The sequence below is a fragment of the Bradyrhizobium sp. UFLA05-153 genome (assembly GCF_054185185.1).
The window spans coordinates 185,560-201,499 of sequence record NZ_JBBIAM010000001.1; the positions used below are offsets into that span (position 1 = coordinate 185,560).

Annotated in this window: 16 protein-coding genes and 1 riboswitch; of the genes, 15 read left to right on the forward strand and 1 reads right to left on the reverse strand. The window is 67.6% G+C overall.

Annotated elements, in window-relative coordinates:
• The first annotated feature begins 46 nt into the window (after positions 1-46).
• The 7 genes from Q2941_RS00865 to cobJ are packed head-to-tail and all read left to right on the forward strand — an operon-like array spanning position 47 to position 7,984.
• On the forward strand, positions 47-421 hold the full coding sequence (locus Q2941_RS00865) for a DUF1636 family protein (protein ID WP_027521105.1): 375 nt from the start codon (positions 47-49) through the stop codon (positions 419-421).
• Entirely contained in the window at positions 418-1,482 is a 1,065-nt protein-coding gene (cobW, locus tag Q2941_RS00870) for a cobalamin biosynthesis protein CobW (protein WP_458191281.1), read from the forward strand. Before Q2941_RS00865 ends, cobW begins: the two co-directional genes overlap by 4 nt.
• Positions 1,482-4,730, forward strand: a complete 3,249-nt coding sequence (cobN, locus tag Q2941_RS00875; RefSeq protein WP_458191282.1) for a cobaltochelatase subunit CobN — start codon at positions 1,482-1,484, stop codon at positions 4,728-4,730. Before cobW ends, cobN begins: the two co-directional genes overlap by 1 nt.
• Positions 4,727-5,890 carry a precorrin-3B synthase gene (cobG, locus tag Q2941_RS00880; RefSeq protein ID WP_027521102.1) on the forward strand — a complete coding sequence of 388 codons (1,164 nt, stop codon included), beginning with the start codon at positions 4,727-4,729 and terminating at the stop codon, positions 5,888-5,890. The genes cobN and cobG overlap by 4 nt, the downstream gene beginning before the upstream one ends.
• On the forward strand, positions 5,890-6,519 hold the full coding sequence (locus tag Q2941_RS00885) for a precorrin-8X methylmutase (RefSeq protein ID WP_458191283.1): 630 nt from the start codon (positions 5,890-5,892) through the stop codon (positions 6,517-6,519). Before cobG ends, Q2941_RS00885 begins: the two co-directional genes overlap by 1 nt.
• Positions 6,520-6,521: 2 nt before the next feature.
• On the forward strand, positions 6,522-7,253 hold the full coding sequence (locus Q2941_RS00890) for a precorrin-2 C(20)-methyltransferase (RefSeq protein ID WP_458191284.1): 732 nt from the start codon (positions 6,522-6,524) through the stop codon (positions 7,251-7,253).
• Positions 7,250-7,984: a precorrin-3B C(17)-methyltransferase gene (gene cobJ / locus Q2941_RS00895; RefSeq protein ID WP_254113183.1), complete on the forward strand. Its 735-nt coding sequence runs from the start codon at positions 7,250-7,252 to the stop codon at positions 7,982-7,984. Before Q2941_RS00890 ends, cobJ begins: the two co-directional genes overlap by 4 nt.
• Here cobJ and Q2941_RS00900 read toward each other — a convergent pair.
• Positions 7,960-8,706, reverse strand: coding sequence for a cobalt-precorrin-6A reductase (locus tag Q2941_RS00900; protein ID WP_458191285.1), 747 nt, complete (start codon positions 8,704-8,706; stop codon positions 7,960-7,962). The two genes, cobJ and Q2941_RS00900, sit on opposite strands and share 25 nt — an antisense overlap.
• Between Q2941_RS00900 and cbiE the strand changes: the two genes are divergently transcribed.
• The 8 genes from cbiE (at position 8,705) to cobT (ending at position 15,934) form a co-directional block, all read left to right on the forward strand.
• Positions 8,705-9,883 carry a precorrin-6y C5,15-methyltransferase (decarboxylating) subunit CbiE gene (gene cbiE, locus Q2941_RS00905; RefSeq protein ID WP_458191286.1) on the forward strand — a complete coding sequence of 393 codons (1,179 nt, stop codon included), beginning with the start codon at positions 8,705-8,707 and terminating at the stop codon, positions 9,881-9,883. The two genes, Q2941_RS00900 and cbiE, sit on opposite strands and share 2 nt — an antisense overlap.
• Positions 9,880-10,248, forward strand: a complete 369-nt coding sequence (locus Q2941_RS00910; protein ID WP_254113180.1) for a cobalamin biosynthesis protein — start codon at positions 9,880-9,882, stop codon at positions 10,246-10,248. The genes cbiE and Q2941_RS00910 overlap by 4 nt, the downstream gene beginning before the upstream one ends.
• Positions 10,245-11,027 carry a precorrin-4 C(11)-methyltransferase gene (cobM, locus tag Q2941_RS00915; protein WP_027521095.1) on the forward strand — a complete coding sequence of 261 codons (783 nt, stop codon included), beginning with the start codon at positions 10,245-10,247 and terminating at the stop codon, positions 11,025-11,027. Before Q2941_RS00910 ends, cobM begins: the two co-directional genes overlap by 4 nt.
• The gene (locus tag Q2941_RS00920) at positions 11,027-12,337 is read left to right on the forward strand and encodes a cobyrinic acid a,c-diamide synthase CobB (protein WP_458191287.1); all 1,311 of its coding nucleotides are present in this window, start codon (positions 11,027-11,029) and stop codon (positions 12,335-12,337) included. Before cobM ends, Q2941_RS00920 begins: the two co-directional genes overlap by 1 nt.
• Positions 12,334-13,062, forward strand: coding sequence for a uroporphyrinogen-III C-methyltransferase (gene cobA, locus Q2941_RS00925; protein WP_254113178.1), 729 nt, complete (start codon positions 12,334-12,336; stop codon positions 13,060-13,062). Before Q2941_RS00920 ends, cobA begins: the two co-directional genes overlap by 4 nt.
• Before the next feature lie 48 nt (positions 13,063-13,110).
• Positions 13,111-13,330, forward strand: a riboswitch (cobalamin riboswitch).
• Between the two features lie 37 nt (positions 13,331-13,367).
• Positions 13,368-14,045, forward strand: coding sequence for an energy-coupling factor ABC transporter permease (locus Q2941_RS00930; RefSeq protein ID WP_458191288.1), 678 nt, complete (start codon positions 13,368-13,370; stop codon positions 14,043-14,045).
• 45 nt (positions 14,046-14,090) lie between these two features.
• A complete protein-coding gene (gene cobF, locus Q2941_RS00935) occupies positions 14,091-14,840 on the forward strand; it encodes a precorrin-6A synthase (deacetylating) (RefSeq protein WP_027521091.1) in 750 nt (249 codons plus the stop codon).
• 35 nt (positions 14,841-14,875) lie between these two features.
• Positions 14,876-15,934: a nicotinate-nucleotide--dimethylbenzimidazole phosphoribosyltransferase gene (cobT, locus tag Q2941_RS00940; protein WP_458191289.1), complete on the forward strand. Its 1,059-nt coding sequence runs from the start codon at positions 14,876-14,878 to the stop codon at positions 15,932-15,934.
• Positions 15,935-15,940 lie beyond the last annotated feature (6 nt).

Here is a 15,940-nt window from a genome sequence, read left to right on the forward strand (position 1 = left end):
CGGTTCGTGCGCCTCATCGCCTCCCGCAGATATCCTGGAAGGGGCGATGGCCGTCACACTTCACGTTTGCATCACCTGCCGCGCCGGCCAGACGCTGGGCGAAGGCGAAACCACGCCCGGCGCGCGGCTTCATGCCGCGATCCTGGACGCCGGCGTACCCGCGGGCGTCAACCTGGTTCCCGTCGAATGCCTGTCGGCCTGTAGCCAGGGCTGTTCGGTGGCGCTCAGCGCGCCCGGTCGATGGTCCTATGTCTATGGCCGCCTGTCGGATGCCAATGCGAGCGACGTGATCGCAGGCGCTTCGGCTTACGCCGCTGCGCCCGACGGCATCGTGCCATGGCGCAGCCGTCCCGAAATCTTTCGCAAGCAATCGCTTGCCCGCATTCCCCCCATCGCCGTCGTGCCGGAGGCCGCCGAATGAACACGCTCGCAAAAGTTCCGGTCACGGTCGTCACGGGCTTTCTGGGATCAGGCAAGACGACGCTGATCCAGCATCTGATCACCAATGCCAACGGCAAAAAGCTCGCGGTGCTCGTCAACGAGTTCGGCAGTGAAGGCGTCGACGGCGAGATCCTGAAATCCTGCGCGGATGCCAATTGTCCGGAGGAGAACATCGTCGAGCTCGCCAATGGCTGCATCTGCTGCACCGTGGCCGACGATTTCATTCCGGCGATGGAGCAACTGCTCGCGCGCCGGGTGAGGCCGGACCACATCCTGATCGAAACGTCGGGGCTGGCCCTGCCGAAGCCGCTGCTGAAAGCGTTCGACTGGCCGGAGATCCGCTCGCGGATCACGGTCGATGGCGTGATCGCGCTGGCGGATGCCGAGGCGGTCGCGGCCGGCCGCTTCGCGCCGGACCCGGATGCTGTTGAGGCACAGCGTGCGGCCGACGCGAATCTCGATCACGAGACGCCGCTGTCGGAGGTGTTCGAGGACCAGATCGCCTGCGCCGACATCGTGCTGCTCACCAAGGCTGACCTTGCGGGCGCGGAAGGGCTCGAAGCGGCGAAGGCGGTGATATCCGCCGAGATGCCGCGTCCGGTGCCGATGCTCCCCGTGGTCGACGGCGCGGTCGATCTGCGCGTGATCCTCGGCCTGGAAGCCGCGGCCGAAGATGACCTCGCCGCGCGCCCATCCCATCACGATGGCGAGGACGAGCACGAACACAACGATTTCAACTCCGTCGTGATCGATCTGCCTGAGGTCGTCGACGTCGAGGCGCTGATCGCCTCGGTGCAGCGGCTGGCGCGTGAGCAGAACGTGCTGCGCGCAAAAGGCTATATCGCGGTCAAGGGCAAGCCGATGCGGCTGTTGCTGCAATCGGTCGGCGAGCGGGTGCGGCACCAGTTCGATCAGCCCTGGGGCGTGCGTCCCCGGCAATCCAAGCTGGTCGTGATCGGCGAGCATGGCGATATCGACGAGGCCGCGATCAAGGCAGGACTTGGCATTTCAGGGCTTGGCATTTCAGGGCTTGGCATCTGATGCACGTCGTCTTCCGCGAGAGCCACGGTCTCGAGGAGACCGCGACGCCAAGGGACATCGGCCAGGATCCGGCCGATCTCGTGGTGCTCTCGTTCTCGGACTCGGATCTCGCCGCGTTCGCGGCTGGCTGGCGGCGTGGCCGCGAAAACCTGCCGTCGCTGCGGCTCGCCAATCTGGCCGAGCTGCGTCATCCGCTGTCGGTCGACACCTATATCGAGCGGACCCTGTCGCAAGCGCGCGGCATTCTGGTGCGCCTGATCGGCGGCGAGTCCTATTGGGCCTACGGGCTCGCGGCGCTCCAGCAACTGGCGAAGGAGCGCGGCATCGCGCTTGCCGTGTTGCCGGCGGATGGCCGCGATGATGAACGGCTGGATGCGTTCTCGACCTTGCCGGTCTCGACGCTCAGGCGGCTGAAAGTGCTCTGCGACAAGGGCGGACCGGTCGCTGCACAAGCCGCGATCGCCCAGCTTGCGCTGGCCTCGGGTCTCTATGCCGGGCCAGTGGTTGGAGAGATCGAGGTTCCCGAGATTGGTTTCTACGAGCCGAGGCGTGGTGTTGTCGCGTCGCTGCCTGATCCCGATGAAGAACCTCGTGCGCTCGTTACCTTTTACCGCTCTTATCTCACGGCCGCCGATACTGCCCCGGTCGATGCGCTAATCGCGACGCTCCGCGAGAGGGGCTTTGATGCCTGGGGGTTGTTCGTGACCTCACTAAAGGCACCGGGCGTGGCCGATTGGCTGCGCGCGCACTTTGCGCAGCATCCGCCCGCCGCTATCGTCAATGCGACCGCGTTCTCCGCCGTTGGCGACGACGGCACGACGCCGTTCGATGCCGCATCGTGTCCTGTGTTCCAGGTCGCGCTCTCCACGGCAAGGCGCGAGGACTGGGCTGACTCTCTGCGCGGGCTCTCGCCGGGCGATCTGGCGATGCATGTCGTGCTCCCGGAGGTCGACGGCCGCGTGTTCGCGGGCGTGGTGAGCTTCAAGTCGGCTGGCGAGCGCGATCCTGACTTGCAGTTTGCGCACCTGGCGCATCGGCCGGATGACGAGCGTGTCGCCGCCGTCGTTGCGCGCGTGGTGGCCTGGCAGAAGCTCGCGCAGGAGCCGGCGGGCGAGAAGCGGCTGGCGATCGTGCTTTCCAACTATCCCGGTCGACCGCACCAGATTGCCCACGCGGTCGGGCTCGATGCGCTCGCCTCCGTTGAAGTGCTGCTCGCCGATCTCGGCAAGGCCGGCTTTGACGTCGAACCGCTGAGTGCGCTCGGCGATGTCTTGCTGAAGCAAGACTTGACGTGGAGTGTCGCCGACTATCGAGCCACGCTCTCCCGCCTTCCGGGGGCATTGCAGGATGACCTCGAGCGCGCCTGGGGAGCGCCAGAGGACGATCCGAACTGTCGTGGCGGCAAATTTCATTTCGCGGCGATCAAAAGCGGCAAGACGATCATCGCGGTGCAGCCGGAGCGCGGTGAGGTCAGTCACCGTGATGCCGACTATCACGATCTTTCGCGCACGCCGCGCCATGCCTATGTCGCATTTTATCTCTGGCTGCGGCAGCAGGGCTTCGCCGCCGTCGTGCACATGGGCGCGCATGGCACGCTGGAATGGCTGCCGGGGAAATCCGTGGCGCTGTCGTCATCCTGCTGGCCCCAGGCGCTGATCGGCGATCTGCCTGTCATCTATCCCTTCATCGTCAACGATCCCGGCGAGGCGGCGCAGGCCAAGCGGCGCACCGGCGCGGTCACGATCGGCCATCTGCCGCCGCCACTGGCGAAGTCCGCGGTGCCGGAGGCCTTGCGCCGGCTCGAGCAACTGCTGGACGAATATTCGACCGCTGACGGTCTTGATCCCGCCCGCCGGCAACGCCTGATCGCCGAGATCCGCGACGAGGCACGCGCCGCCGGCCTCGACGCCGATCTCGGTCTTGCCGCGTCGGCTGCGCCGGCCGAAGCAATTCCGCGCATCGATCGCTTCGTCTGCGATCTCAAGGAAAGCCAGTTCGGCGACGGCCTGCATGTGTTCGGTCGTGGAACTTGTGGCGAAGCAGAGAGGGACGCGCTCATCGCGGCCTTGTCCGGCCGGCGCGTCGCGCCGGGGCCTGCGGGCTCGCCCTATCGCGGGCGCCACGACGTGCTGCCGACCGGGCGCAATCTGTTCGCCGTCGATCCCCGCGCCGTGCCGACCCCGTCGGCTCATGCGCAAGGCATCAAGCTCGCGGAAGAACTGTTGCGCCGTCACTTGCAGGATCATGGCGACTGGCCGAAGGGACTCGTGGTCGACCTGTGGGGCTCCGCGACCATGCGCACCGCCGGTGAGGAGTTCGCGATGGCGCTGCATCTCGCCGGCCTCGCGCCGCGCTGGGATCACGCATCAGGGCGCGTGACAGGCTACGACATCATCGCGCCGGCGGAACTCGGCCGTCCCCGCATCGACGTCACGCTGCGCGTGTCCGGCCTGTTCCGCGACGTCTTCGCGGGCCTCGCGCAATTGTTCGAGGCGGCCAGCGAGGCGCTCTCGACGCGCGACGACGAGGGTGACGAAAATCCCTATCGCACACGCGCCGCACGCGTGTTCGGACCGCGTCCCGGACAGTATGGCGTCGGCCTGTCCTCGATACCGGATGTCTTCACCGAGGACTCACGTGCGGCGGCTGGCGAGGCCTGGCTATCGGCGTCATCCTGGTCGTTGTCATCAGAGGGCGAGATGCGGCAGAATCGCGCCGGCATCGAGACGAGGCTCGCCGCTGCCGACGCCTTCGTCCATGTGCAGGATCTGCCCGAGACAGACCTGCTGCTCGCCGCCGACTATGCCGCGCATGAGGCAGGCGTTGCGGCTGCGGCGGCCAAGTTAGGTGCTGCCGCGCCATCGCTCTATCACCTCGATGCGACGCGGCCCGACCAGCCGCAGGCGCGCGCGCTGACGGAAGAGATCTCGCGGGTCGTCCGCGCCCGCGCCGCCAATCCCGACTGGATCGCCGGCATGATGCGCCACGGTTTTCGTGGCGCGGCGGAGATCACAGCGACGCTCGAGCACATGGCTGCATTCGCCCATCTTGCCGGTGCCGTGCCGCCGCATCTGTTCGATCTCTACTATGATGCGACACTCGGCAATGACGAGGTTCGTGCGTTCATGGCACGGGAAAATCCGGCCGCATTGGCTGCGATCGAAACCTGCTTCACTCGACTGCACGAAGCCGCCCTCTGGAAGACGCGCCGCAACTCGATTGCGGCGGCGCTGAAGGAGGCCTCATGAGCGCGGTCGCGATCAAGGGCTGGTGTCCGGGCGCGCTACGGCCGATGTTGTCGGGCGATGGCCTCGTGGTTCGTGTGCGCCCGCATGGCGGACGGCTTGCGGCGACGCAGGCGGCCGGCATTGCCGAGCTTGCCGCGCGCCATGGCAATGGCCTGATCGACGTCACCAGCCGGGCCAATCTTCAAGTGAGGGGCGTGACCGAGACGGCGCATCTGCCTCTGCTCGACGGGCTCGCGCAGTTGGGCCTGCTCGATGCCGATCCGGGGACCGAATCGCGGCGCAATATTCTGGTGACGCCATTCTGGAACGTCGGCGACGACACCTGCTTGCTCGCCGGTGAACTCGAACAGGCCCTTGCCGACAGCGCGCTCGATCTTCCGACCAAGTTCGGTTTTGCTATTGATGATGGGCGCGAGCGCTTGCTGGCCGGCGCATCCGCGGACGTCCGGATCGAGCGCGATCGCGCTGGTGAACTTGTCGTGCGCGCTGATGGTGCGGAGCTCGGTCGCACCGCTGCGCGCGGAGAAGCTGTGGCCGCGGCGCTAGCACTGGCAGAGTGGTTCATGGCATCCGGCGGAGCCAAGGGTGGGCGAGGGCGGATGGCGGCGCATATCGCTGCCGGCGCGACGCTGCCTGAAGGCTTGCGCGGCGACGCCGAGCCCGCGGCAGCGGCAGTTGGGCCACGTCCTGGTCTTTATCCGCACGGCGCGATCTTGGGTGTCGCGTTCGGCCAGTTGCCGCATGCGGCGCTCACTCATCTTGCGTCCTGCGCGCCGGCGCTGCGGATGACGCCGTGGCGGATGATTTTGGCGGAGGGCTTGCGCGAGATGCCGGGCGGTGAAGGCCTCATCACCGAGGCCGACGATCCCGCGTTGCGTGTGATCGCCTGTAGCGGCGCGCCGCGCTGCCGCGAGGCACATGCCGACACCCGCGCGCTCGCGGCCACGCTCGCGCCGCACATCGCGCCCGATGCACGGCTTCATGTCTCCGGATGTGCTAAGGGTTGCGCGCATTCCGGTCCGGCAGCAGTGACACTTGTTGCAACTCGCGACGGATTTGACCTCGTGCGGTGCGGCTCGACCCGCGATATGCCGGTGCTGCGTGGTCTGAGCAGCGCTGAGATCGTCAAAAATCCCTCCGTGCTGATGGGAGGGCGATGATGGCGCACGTGTACGAGACCGACGGCGCAGCGATCTATCGGCAGTCCTTTGCCACCATCCGTGCGGAAGCGGACCTCGCGCGCTTCACCGCGGACGAGGAGCAGGTCGCCGTTCGCATGATTCATGCCGCCGGGATGGTGGGGCTCGAGGCCCATATCCGCTTCACGCCGGGCATGGCGCGCGTCGCGCGCGCGGCGCTCGAGGGCGGCGCGCCGATCCTGTGCGACGCGCGCATGGTGTCGGAAGGAATCACGCGCGCGCGGTTACCAGCCGGCAACGCCGTCATTTGCACCCTCGGCGATCCTGCCGTCCCGACGCTTGCACAGGCCATGCGCAATACGCGCTCGGCGGCGGCCCTCGAACTCTGGCGGCCGCATCTGGAAGGCGCGATCGTCGCGATCGGCAACGCGCCGACCGCGCTGTTTCACCTGCTCAACATGCTGGAGGACCAAGACTGCCCGCGGCCGGCGGCGATCATCGGCTGTCCGGTCGGCTTCGTCGGCGCGGCCGAATCCAAGGCTGCCCTGATGGCGAATCCGCCGGCGCCGGCATTGGCGGTCGAGGGGCGGCTTGGCGGCTCGGCGATCACCGTTGCCGCCGTGAATGCGCTGGCGAGCCGGAGCGAGTAGAGATGGGACGTATCATCTGCTGCGGCCTTGGGCCTGGTGATCCCGACCTGATGAGCGTGCGTGCCGACCGTGAGGTGCGGGCAGCAAGGCACGTCGCCTATTTCCGCAAGAAAGGCCGCCCGGGCCAGGCGCGGCGCATCGTCGAGGGCATGCTCGCAGGTGACGTCACCGAATATCCGATGGAATATCCGGTTACGACCGAGATCGCGTTCGATAGTCCTGAATATGTGCGCCTGCTCGCCGGATTCTACGACGAATGGGCTGAGCGGCTGGCGCGGCTGGCACGCGCGGTTGACGTCGTCGTGCTCTGCGAGGGAGATCCTTACTTCTACGGCTCCTTCATGCACCTGCACGCACGCCTGCAGGGGCGCGTGGAGATCGAGGTGATCGCCGGCATTCCAGGCATGGCCGGCTGCTGGAGCGCGGTCGGCCAGCCGATCGCGCTCGGCGACGACGTGACGACGGTCCTGATGGGGACGCTGGCCGAGGACGAGCTTGAGCAGCGGATGTGCAATTCCGATGCGCTCGTCATCATGAAAACTGGACGCAATTTGCAGAAGGTGCGGCGTGCCCTTGCGTCGGCCGGCAGGCTCGACGATGCCTGGCTGGTCGAGCGCGGCACCATGCCGGGCGAGCGCGTTGCGCGGCTCGCCGAGATCGACGAATCCGACTGTCCTTATTTCGCGATCGTGCTGGTGCACGGGCGGGGGCGGCGCATGGACGCCGGCGAATGACGGGAACGCTGACCATTGCGGGACTTGGGCCCGGCGACGAGGCGCTGGTGACGCCGGAAGTCTCCGCAGCGCTCGCGGCTGCGACTGATGTGGTGGGCTACGCGCCTTATGTCGCGCGCGTCGCAGCCCGCGATGGTCTCACGCTGCATCCGTCGGACAACCGCGTGGAGCTTCAGCGTGCGAGCGAGGCGCTGCGTCTCGCAGCCGAGGGACGAAGCGTCGTCGTGGTGTCCTCGGGAGATCCCGGCGTGTTCGCGATGGCGTCGGCCGTGTTCGAGGCGCTTGAACAGGCGCCACAATGGCGAGAGCTTCCGATCCGCGTGCTGCCCGGTGTGACCGCGATGCTGGCCGCGGCTGCGCGCGCTGGCGCGCCGCTCGGCCATGATTTCTGCGCGATCAATCTCTCCGACAATCTCAAGCCCTGGGCGGCGATCGAGAAGCGCCTGCGCCTTGCGGCGGAGGCCGATTTCGCGATCGCGCTCTACAATCCGCGCTCGGCGAGCCGGCCGGAAGGTTTTGGCCGCGCGCTCGCGGTGCTGAAGGAGGCGGGCTGCGGCGAAAGGCTGGTGATCTTCGCCCGCGCGATCAGTGCGCCGGACGAGCGAATCGAGACAGTCGCGCTGAACGAGGCGACGCCCGAGATGGCCGACATGCGCACGCTCGTGATCGTCGGCAATTCGCAGACACGCCGTGTCGGCCGGTGGGTCTATGCGCCGAGGCAGGCCCGATGACCGAGCCAGGCCATGACCTCGACCACGCTTTCCACCCGCGGCCGCTCGGGCAGTTGCGGTCGCGAGATCATGATGACGGGCAAGTCGAGCGCGCGGCCTGCGTCGATCTTGGCGCGCGCGCCATCGCCGCCGGAATTGCGGGCGACGATCCATGCGATGCGGCGCGATTGCAGCATCTCCAGCTCGCTTTTAAGCGTGAACGGCCCGCGCGATACGATGACATCGGCTTCGAACGGCAGCGCGCCCTCAGGCGGGTCGACGAACCTGAGCGTATAGGCGTGCTGCGGCCTCTCGCTAAACGGCGCGATATGCTGCCGGCCGATCGCGAGGAAGATGCACGCCGGCGTCTCGGGCAGGGCTGCGACTGCGGCGGCGATATCCGCGACCTCGATCCAGTGATCTCCGGCCGCTTTAACCCAGGGTGCGCGTTCGAGCGCGACCAGCGGCGTCTCCGTTTCTGTGCAGGCCGCGACCGCATTGCGGCTCATCTCGGCCGCAAAGGGATGGGTGGCGTCGACGACATGCGTGATGCCCTCCTGCCGGATGTAGTCCGCAAGTCCGCTCACGCCGCCGAAGCCGCCGGTGCGGGTCGGCAGCGGCTGACCGGCAGGCGCGCGGGTGCGACCGCCGTAGGAATAGATCGCATCGACGCCGGCGCGCGCGATCTCCGCGGCGAGCGCATTCGCATCACCCGTTCCGCCCAGAATGAGCGCGCGCGTCATGGCTGATCCCTGGCTGACCATCATCGGTATCGGCGAAGATGGCCTTGCCGGCCTCTCCGAGGCAAGCCGAAAGGCGCTTGCCAGGGCCGAAACCGTGTTCGGCGGCGAGCGCCATCTTGCGCTGGCAGGCATAGCCGATCGCGGCCGCCCGTGGCCAGTGCCGTTCGACGCAGATGTCGTGCTGGATTGCCGCGGCCGGCCCACCGCGGTGCTTGCGTCCGGCGATCCGTTCTGGCACGGCGCCGGAGCGAGCCTCGCCGAGAGGCTGGAAGCGGGCGAGTGGATCGCGCATTCCGCGCCTTCGACGTTCTCGCTGGCTGCGGCGAGATTGGGCTGGCGAGTCGAATCTTGCATATGCGTTGCGCTCCATGCCGCGCCGTTCGAGCGTCTGGTGCCACATCTGGCAGATGGTGCGCGGATCATCTGCCTTGTGCGCGACGGCAAGGCGGCCAGCGATCTCGCGAGCTGGTTGACGGAGCGAGGCTGGGGCGCGTCGACGTTCCGGACCCTCTCAGCGCTCGGCGGGCAGCGCGAGCGTATCAGGTCGCACCAAGCGGACGCCTGTGCAGCCGAGCCTGGCGACCTGGTCGCGGTCGCGCTGGAGGCGAGGGGACCGAATGGGATTCCCCGCAGCTCCGGCCTTGCGGACGATCTCTTCCTGCATGACGGTCAGATCACCAAGCGGCCGATACGTGCGCTGGCTTTGTCCGCGCTGGCGCCGCGTCCGGGCGAACGCCTCTGGGACATCGGGGCGGGCTCGGGTTCGATCTCGGTGGAATGGGCCTTGTGCGGCGGCGCGGCGATTGCGATCGAGGCGCGCGAGGATCGTGCCGCGAACATCCGCAGCAATGCCGCGGCTTTCGGACTGGCGCATCGGATCGCCGTGATCGTAGGAGCTGCGCCCGGCGCAACGGCGGGCCTGGAGACGCCCGACGCCGTGTTCATCGGCGGCGGCCTCGATGCCGCGATGTTCGATGCTATCTGGTCGCAGATTGCGCAGGGCACGCGGCTGGTTGCTCATGCCGTGACGCTGGAGACGGAAACGTTGCTGGTGGAGCTGAACCAGCGCTATGGCGGCGAATTGATGCGGGTCGAGATTGCGCATGCGGGCCCGTTGGGACGCTATCGATCCTGGGACGCGGCGCGGCCGGTCGTGCAATGGAGCGTGGTGCGATGAAGGTCGCTGGGCTCGGCTTCAAGCACGACGTTACCCTTGCTGCACTGCGCGAGGCACTTCTCGCCGCGGGCGGCGTGGAAGGTCTCGCGGCTGTTGCAACAGTCAGCGACAAGGCGGACAGCCCGGCGCTGAAGTTGCTGGCGGGCGAATTCGACGTGCCGATCAAGGCCATTTCCGCCGACATGCTCGCCGGCATCGCGACGCCGACGCAGTCAAAACTCATCCAGGAAAAGTTCGGCACTGGATCGGTGGCGGAAGCCGTCGCGCTTGCGGCCGCCGGCCGTGGCGCGCGACTGATTGCGACGCGCGTGGTTTCGCAGGACCGGACCGCGACCGCGGCGATTGCTGAGGGAGACGGCGAATGACCGTGCATTTCATTGGGGCGGGGCCGGGCGCCGCCGATCTCCTCACCTTGCGTGGGCGTGATCTGATCGCGGCCTCGCCGGTGTGCCTCTATGCGGGCTCGCTCGTGCCAGAAGGCGTTCTGGCGCACTGCCCGAAGGGCGCGCGGATCGTCAACACGGCGCCGCTGTCGCTCGACGAGATCATCGCCGAGATCGCCAACGCGCATGGAGAAGGCAAGGATGTCGCGCGGCTACATTCGGGCGACCTCTCGGTCTGGTCGGCGATGGGCGAGCAATTGCGCCGCCTGCGCGCGCTCGGCATTCCCTTCACCGTCACACCGGGTGTGCCGTCCTTCGCGGCGGCCGCCGCTGCGCTGGAGGCCGAGCTGACGCTGCCGGGGCTTGCGCAATCGGTGGTGCTGACGCGGACACCGGGACGCGCGAGCGCGATGCCAGATGGCGAGAAGCTTGCTGCGTTCGCCGCGACCGGCGCGGTGCTCGCGATCCATCTCTCGATTCATCTGCTCGACAAGGTGATCGCCGAGTTGACGCCGCACTATGGCGCGGACTGTCCGGTGGCGATCGTCTGGCGCGCGAGCTGGCCGGACCAGCGCATCGTCCGCGCTACGCTCGCCACGCTCGATGCGGCCGTCGGCGCCGAGCTCGAACGTACCGCGCTCATCCTGGTCGGCAAAACACTCGGCTCGGAGGAGTTCTCCGAGAGCCGTCTTTACGCCGCCGACTACGATCGCCGCTACCGGCCGGTCGGACCGGCGCCGCGCTTTCCGGAGGCATCGTGATGGCGGCAGGTCTCGTCATTTCCGCGCCGGCTTCCGGCGTCGGCAAGACGACGCTGACGCTGGCGCTCGCACGCGCCTATCGCGATCGCGGCCTCAAGGTGCAGTGCTTCAAGAGCGGCCCTGACTACATCGATCCCGCCTTTCACGCGGCGGCCACGGGACGCGCCTCCGTCAACATCGACAGCTGGGCGATGGATCGTGCGAGCATCGAACATCTCGTCAGCCGCGGCGCGAACGCCGATCTCATACTGGCCGAGGGCTCAATGGGCCTGTTCGACGGCGTTGCCGCGCGGGGCGTCTCGGGTACGGGCGCCACCGCCGACATCGCGGAGATGATGGGCTGGCCGGTGCTGCTGGTGATCGATCCGTCCGGCCAGGCGCAGACGGCCGCCGCGATTGCCGCGGGCCTGCGCGATTTTCGCAGCGGTGTGCGCCTTGCCGGCGTCGTGCTCAACCGCGTCGCGAGCCCGCGGCATGAGGATCTCGTGCGGCGTGCGATGAACGATGCCGGCATTGCGGTGTTCGGCGCGTTGCCGCGCCATGCCGAGATCAGCCTGCCGAAGCGGCATCTCGGCCTGGTGCAGGCCGAAGAGCAGGCGGAGATCGGAACCCTGATCGATGAAGCGGCGCGCTTTGTCAGTGAGCACGTCGATCTCGATGCCGTGCTGGGCGCGGCGTCCACATGGTTGGCGCAATCAGCCACGAATGGGCTCAACGTCACGCCGCCGGGCCAGCGCATTGCGCTGGCGCGCGACGCCGCGTTTTCCTTCGTCTATCCACATATGCTCGAGGCCTGGCGCGACGCCGGTGCGGAGATCCAGCCGTTCTCGCCGCTCGCCGACGAGGGACCCGATGCAAGCGCCGATGTGTGCTGGCTGCCCGGCGGTTATCCCGAGTTGCATCCCGGCCGGCTCGCAGTGAATACGCGCTTTCGCGAGCGCATGCGCGACTTCGCCGAGACGCGGCCGGTCCATGGCGAATGCGGCGGCTACATGGTGATGGGCGCGACCTTGACCGATGCCGACGGCGCGCGGCACGAGATGCTTGGCCTCCTGGGCCTGGAGACGAGCTTTGCCAAGCGTCGCATGCATCTCGGCTATCGTCTTGCCGAGCTCGCGGCACCAATGCCGGGACGTCGGCCGGGCGCGCGCCTGCGCGGTCATGAATTCCATTATTCGACGATTCTCGCGCAGCCTGATGTACCGCTTGCGATCGTGCGTGACGCGACAGGCGCTGTTGTCGCGGAGACAGGATCGCGGCGCGGGCATGCGACGGGCACTTTCTTTCACCTGATTGCGGAGGACCGGTGAGCGGCTTCGTCTCCTTCATCTCCGCCGGTCCCGGCGATCCCGAGCTTTTGACGCTCAAGGGCGCCGCGCGGTTGCGCGGGGCCGACGTCATCCTCTATGACGATCTCGCGTCCGGCGCGATCCTCGAGCTTGCCCGGCCCGGGGCCAATCTGGTGGCGGTCGGAAAACGCGCTGGCCGGCCCTCGACCAAGCAGCAGCACGTCAACCGCCTGCTGGTCGATTATGCGGCGACCGGTGCGCGCGTGGTGCGGCTGAAATCCGGCGATGCCGGCATCTTCGGCCGGCTCGAGGAGGAGATCGAGACGCTTCGGGCGTCGGGGATCGGCTACGAGATCGTGCCCGGCGTCACCTCGGCCTGCGTCGCGGCGGCTCAAGCCGGCATCCCCCTGACCCGGCGAAACACCGCGCGCCGGGTGCAGTTCGTGACCGGGGCCGACGTGACCGGACAGTTGCCGCAAAATCTGAACTGGGCGGCGCTGGCCGACCCGGACGCGACGACGGTGGTCTATATGGGCCGGCGCACGTTTCCGGATCTGGCCGCAAAGCTGATCGCGCATGGTCTTTCGCCGGAAACGCCAGCGCTGTTTGCGGAATCCCTGGGCCGCGTCGATGAGCGGCTCGTCCGGACCACGATCGCAAGGCTCGCCGAAGAGCTCACGCAGGCCGCGCCCGCGACCACGGCCGCCGTCATCCTGTTTGGCGCATTGGCGGGAGAATCTTCGTGATGATGCCCGTGGCCGCCGTTCGACCCTTGACGCCCGGCTTGCGAAAGGGGCACACAAGAGGGGCATGGTGCTCGATGCGGCGCAAAGCGTCGGAGCATAATCGGGAATGGGGGTGGGCGGACCCAGTTGCGGCGCCCCAAACCCCAGCCGCCCCCGCGACTGTAAGCGGTGAGGGGCTCCGATCCGCCACTGGGCCGCAAGGCCCGGGAAGGCCGGAGATCCCCTTCGATCCGCGAGCCAGGAGACCGGCCCTGCACGTTTGGACGCCAAGGCCGTCGGGTGTGACGGCAGGAAGGACTTGAACCATGCATATCGAACCCGGAATCGTGACGGGCGCCAAGCTCGTGTTGAGTTACGCAACCGGCATCGCCGCGGGCGGCGTTGCGCTGAAGCTCGCGGCCGAGACCGTGCGCGAGCAGGGCATCAGCTCGTTCGCGGTGCGGACGGCTGCGACGACCGCGCTGGTCTTCACCTTCTTCGAGATCCTGCCGCACTTCCCGGTCGGGGTCTCCGAGGTGCACTTCATCCTCGGCTCGACCCTGTTCCTGCTGTTCGGTGCGGCACCGGCAGCCCTTGGTCTCGCGCTTGGCCTCCTGCTGCAAGGCCTGTTCTTCGTGCCTACTGACCTGCCGCAATATGGCATGAACGTCACCACGCTCTTGGTGCCTCTGTTCGCCATCCAGGCGCTCGCGACCCGCATCATTCCCCGCAACACGGCCTATGTCGACCTGCAGTATCGTCAGGCGCTGGCGCTCTCGACGGCGTATCAGTCGGGCATCATCGCCTGGGTTGCGTTCTGGGCCATCTACGGTTCGGGCTTCGGCGCGACCAACCTCGCCAACATCGCGATCTTTGCCGCGTCCTATGCGCTGGTCATCGTGATCGAGCCGCTCGCCGATCTCGCGGTGCTGGCGCTGGCAAAGTCGCTGCGCGGCGTCACCGCGCCCGGTCTCGTCACCCCGCGCCTGCACAACGCGGCGTAGAGATGATTTGAAGGGCGGCCGCCATAGCCGCCCTTCACACTCGTGATGCTCACACTTTCCCTGATAGGTATCGGTTGCGGCGATCCCGAGCAGCTCACGCTCGCCGCGATCCGTGCCATCAACGCGGCCAATCTCGTTCTGATCCCGCGCAAGGGAGCGCAGAAGTCCGATCTCGCCGACCTGCGGCGGACGATTTGCGCCGATGTACTCACCAACAAAGAGACGCGGATCGCGGAGTTCGACTTGCCGGTGCGTAACGCGGGCGAGGCTGATTACTGCAGGGGCGTCGACGACTGGCACGATGCGGTCGCGGCAGCCTGGTCGCGGGAGATTGCGCAGCATCTCGGACGCGAGGGCCGAGTCGCGCTGCTGATCTGGGGCGATCCCTCGCTCTATGACTCCTCTTTGCGGATCGCGCGACGGCTTGATCCTTTGCCCGCGATCGAAGTCATCCCCGGCATCACCTCGATCCAGGCGCTGTGCGCGGCGCATGCGCTGCCGCTGAACGATATCGGCGAGCCTTTTCTGGTCACGACAGGGCGGCGACTGCGCGAAGGCGGCTGGCCTGACGGCACCGGCACCGTGGTGGTGATGCTAGACGGCGCCACGGCATTTCAGTCGCTCGATCCGCAAGGCCTGCAGATCTGGTGGGGCGCCTATCTCGGCATGCCCGATCAGATCGTCATGTCGGGTGCATTGGCCGAGATCGGTCCCCGCATCGTCGCGGCACGGCAGGAGGCGCGCGAACGGCACGGCTGGATCATGGACAGCTACATTCTCAAACGCAGAGCGTGACGCGACCGCGGTCGCGTGAACGGAGGCAGGACGACATGCTCCCCAATTGGGTCTACGAGAAATGCCCTGATATCTCGACCGCGCATCGCGAGGCGGCGATGGCGCGGCAGGCGCAACTGACCAAGCCGACCGGCGCGCTCGGACGGCTCGAGCAGGTCGCGATCGACCTCGCGGGCCTGCAGGAAACGGAGCAGCCGAGGGCCGCTCGCGTGCCGATCATCGTGTTTGCCGGCGATCACGGCATCGTCGACCAGGGTGTCTCCGCCTATCCGCAGGAAGTCACGATCGCGATGATGTCGAACTTCGCCGCGGGCGGCGCTGCGATCTCGGTGCTGGCGCGCGAACTGGGCTCAAGTCTCGAGGTCGTCGATGCCGGCTCGCTGGCGCAGTCGGAAGTCGCGGGGATCGTCGCGGACAAGCCGCGCTGCGGCACCCGCGATTTCAGCGTGGAAGCTGCGCTGGAGCCGGCGGAGCTCGCGTTTGCGTTTGAATGCGGACAGCGCGCGGTGGCGCGTGCGGCGGCGAAGCAGCCAGACCTTCTGATCCTCGGCGAGATGGGTATCGGCAACACCACGACATCGGCGGCGATCGCAGCGAGCCTGCTTGGCGTGAGCGCCGACGAAATCGCGGGCAGCGGCACCGGTGTCGATGCGGCAGGGCGTGCACGCAAGGCGCGCGTGATCGACGCTGCGCTTGCGCGGCATGGCCTGACGAAGGCGAGTGCATCGCCGGAGCAAGTGCTCCGCACGGTCGGCGGCCTCGAAATTGCGGCGATCTGCGGCGCCATCATCGCGGCCGCGCAGCGGCGCGTTCCAACCTTGATCGACGGCTTCATCGTCTCAGTCGCTGCGCTGGCGGCCGCGCGGCTTAATCCGTCATGTCAGCCGTTCCTGCTGCCGTCGCATCAGTCGGCAGAGCAGGGGCATCGCCTCGTGCTTCGTGCGCTGAACGTTCAGCCGCTGGTTAGCCTTGATCTCAGGCTCGGGGAGGGATCGGGCGCGGCGATCGCGCTGCCGCTGGTGCGGCTCGCCTGCGCCCTGCACAATGGCATGGCAACGTTCGCGCTGGCCAATGTTCCGGATCGTCCGGCCTAATAGGGC

Coding starts and splice junctions, on each gene's coding strand:
- Q2941_RS00865 (WP_027521105.1), top strand. CDS start 47: ATGGCCGTCACACTTCACGTTTGCATCACCTGCCGCGCCGGCCAGACG.
- cobW (WP_458191281.1), top strand. CDS start 418: ATGAACACGCTCGCAAAAGTTCCGGTCACGGTCGTCACGGGCTTTCTG.
- cobN (WP_458191282.1), top strand. CDS start 1,482: ATGCACGTCGTCTTCCGCGAGAGCCACGGTCTCGAGGAGACCGCGACG.
- cobG (WP_027521102.1), top strand. CDS start 4,727: ATGAGCGCGGTCGCGATCAAGGGCTGGTGTCCGGGCGCGCTACGGCCG.
- Q2941_RS00885 (WP_458191283.1), top strand. CDS start 5,890: ATGGCGCACGTGTACGAGACCGACGGCGCAGCGATCTATCGGCAGTCC.
- Q2941_RS00890 (WP_458191284.1), top strand. CDS start 6,522: ATGGGACGTATCATCTGCTGCGGCCTTGGGCCTGGTGATCCCGACCTG.
- cobJ (WP_254113183.1), top strand. CDS start 7,250: ATGACGGGAACGCTGACCATTGCGGGACTTGGGCCCGGCGACGAGGCG.
- cbiE (WP_458191286.1), top strand. CDS start 8,705: ATGGCTGATCCCTGGCTGACCATCATCGGTATCGGCGAAGATGGCCTT.
- Q2941_RS00900 (WP_458191285.1), bottom strand. CDS start 8,706: ATGACGCGCGCGCTCATTCTGGGCGGAACGGGTGATGCGAATGCGCTC.
- Q2941_RS00910 (WP_254113180.1), top strand. CDS start 9,880: ATGAAGGTCGCTGGGCTCGGCTTCAAGCACGACGTTACCCTTGCTGCA.
- cobM (WP_027521095.1), top strand. CDS start 10,245: ATGACCGTGCATTTCATTGGGGCGGGGCCGGGCGCCGCCGATCTCCTC.
- Q2941_RS00920 (WP_458191287.1), top strand. CDS start 11,027: ATGGCGGCAGGTCTCGTCATTTCCGCGCCGGCTTCCGGCGTCGGCAAG.
- Q2941_RS00930 (WP_458191288.1), top strand. CDS start 13,368: ATGCATATCGAACCCGGAATCGTGACGGGCGCCAAGCTCGTGTTGAGT.
- cobF (WP_027521091.1), top strand. CDS start 14,091: ATGCTCACACTTTCCCTGATAGGTATCGGTTGCGGCGATCCCGAGCAG.
- cobT (WP_458191289.1), top strand. CDS start 14,876: ATGCTCCCCAATTGGGTCTACGAGAAATGCCCTGATATCTCGACCGCG.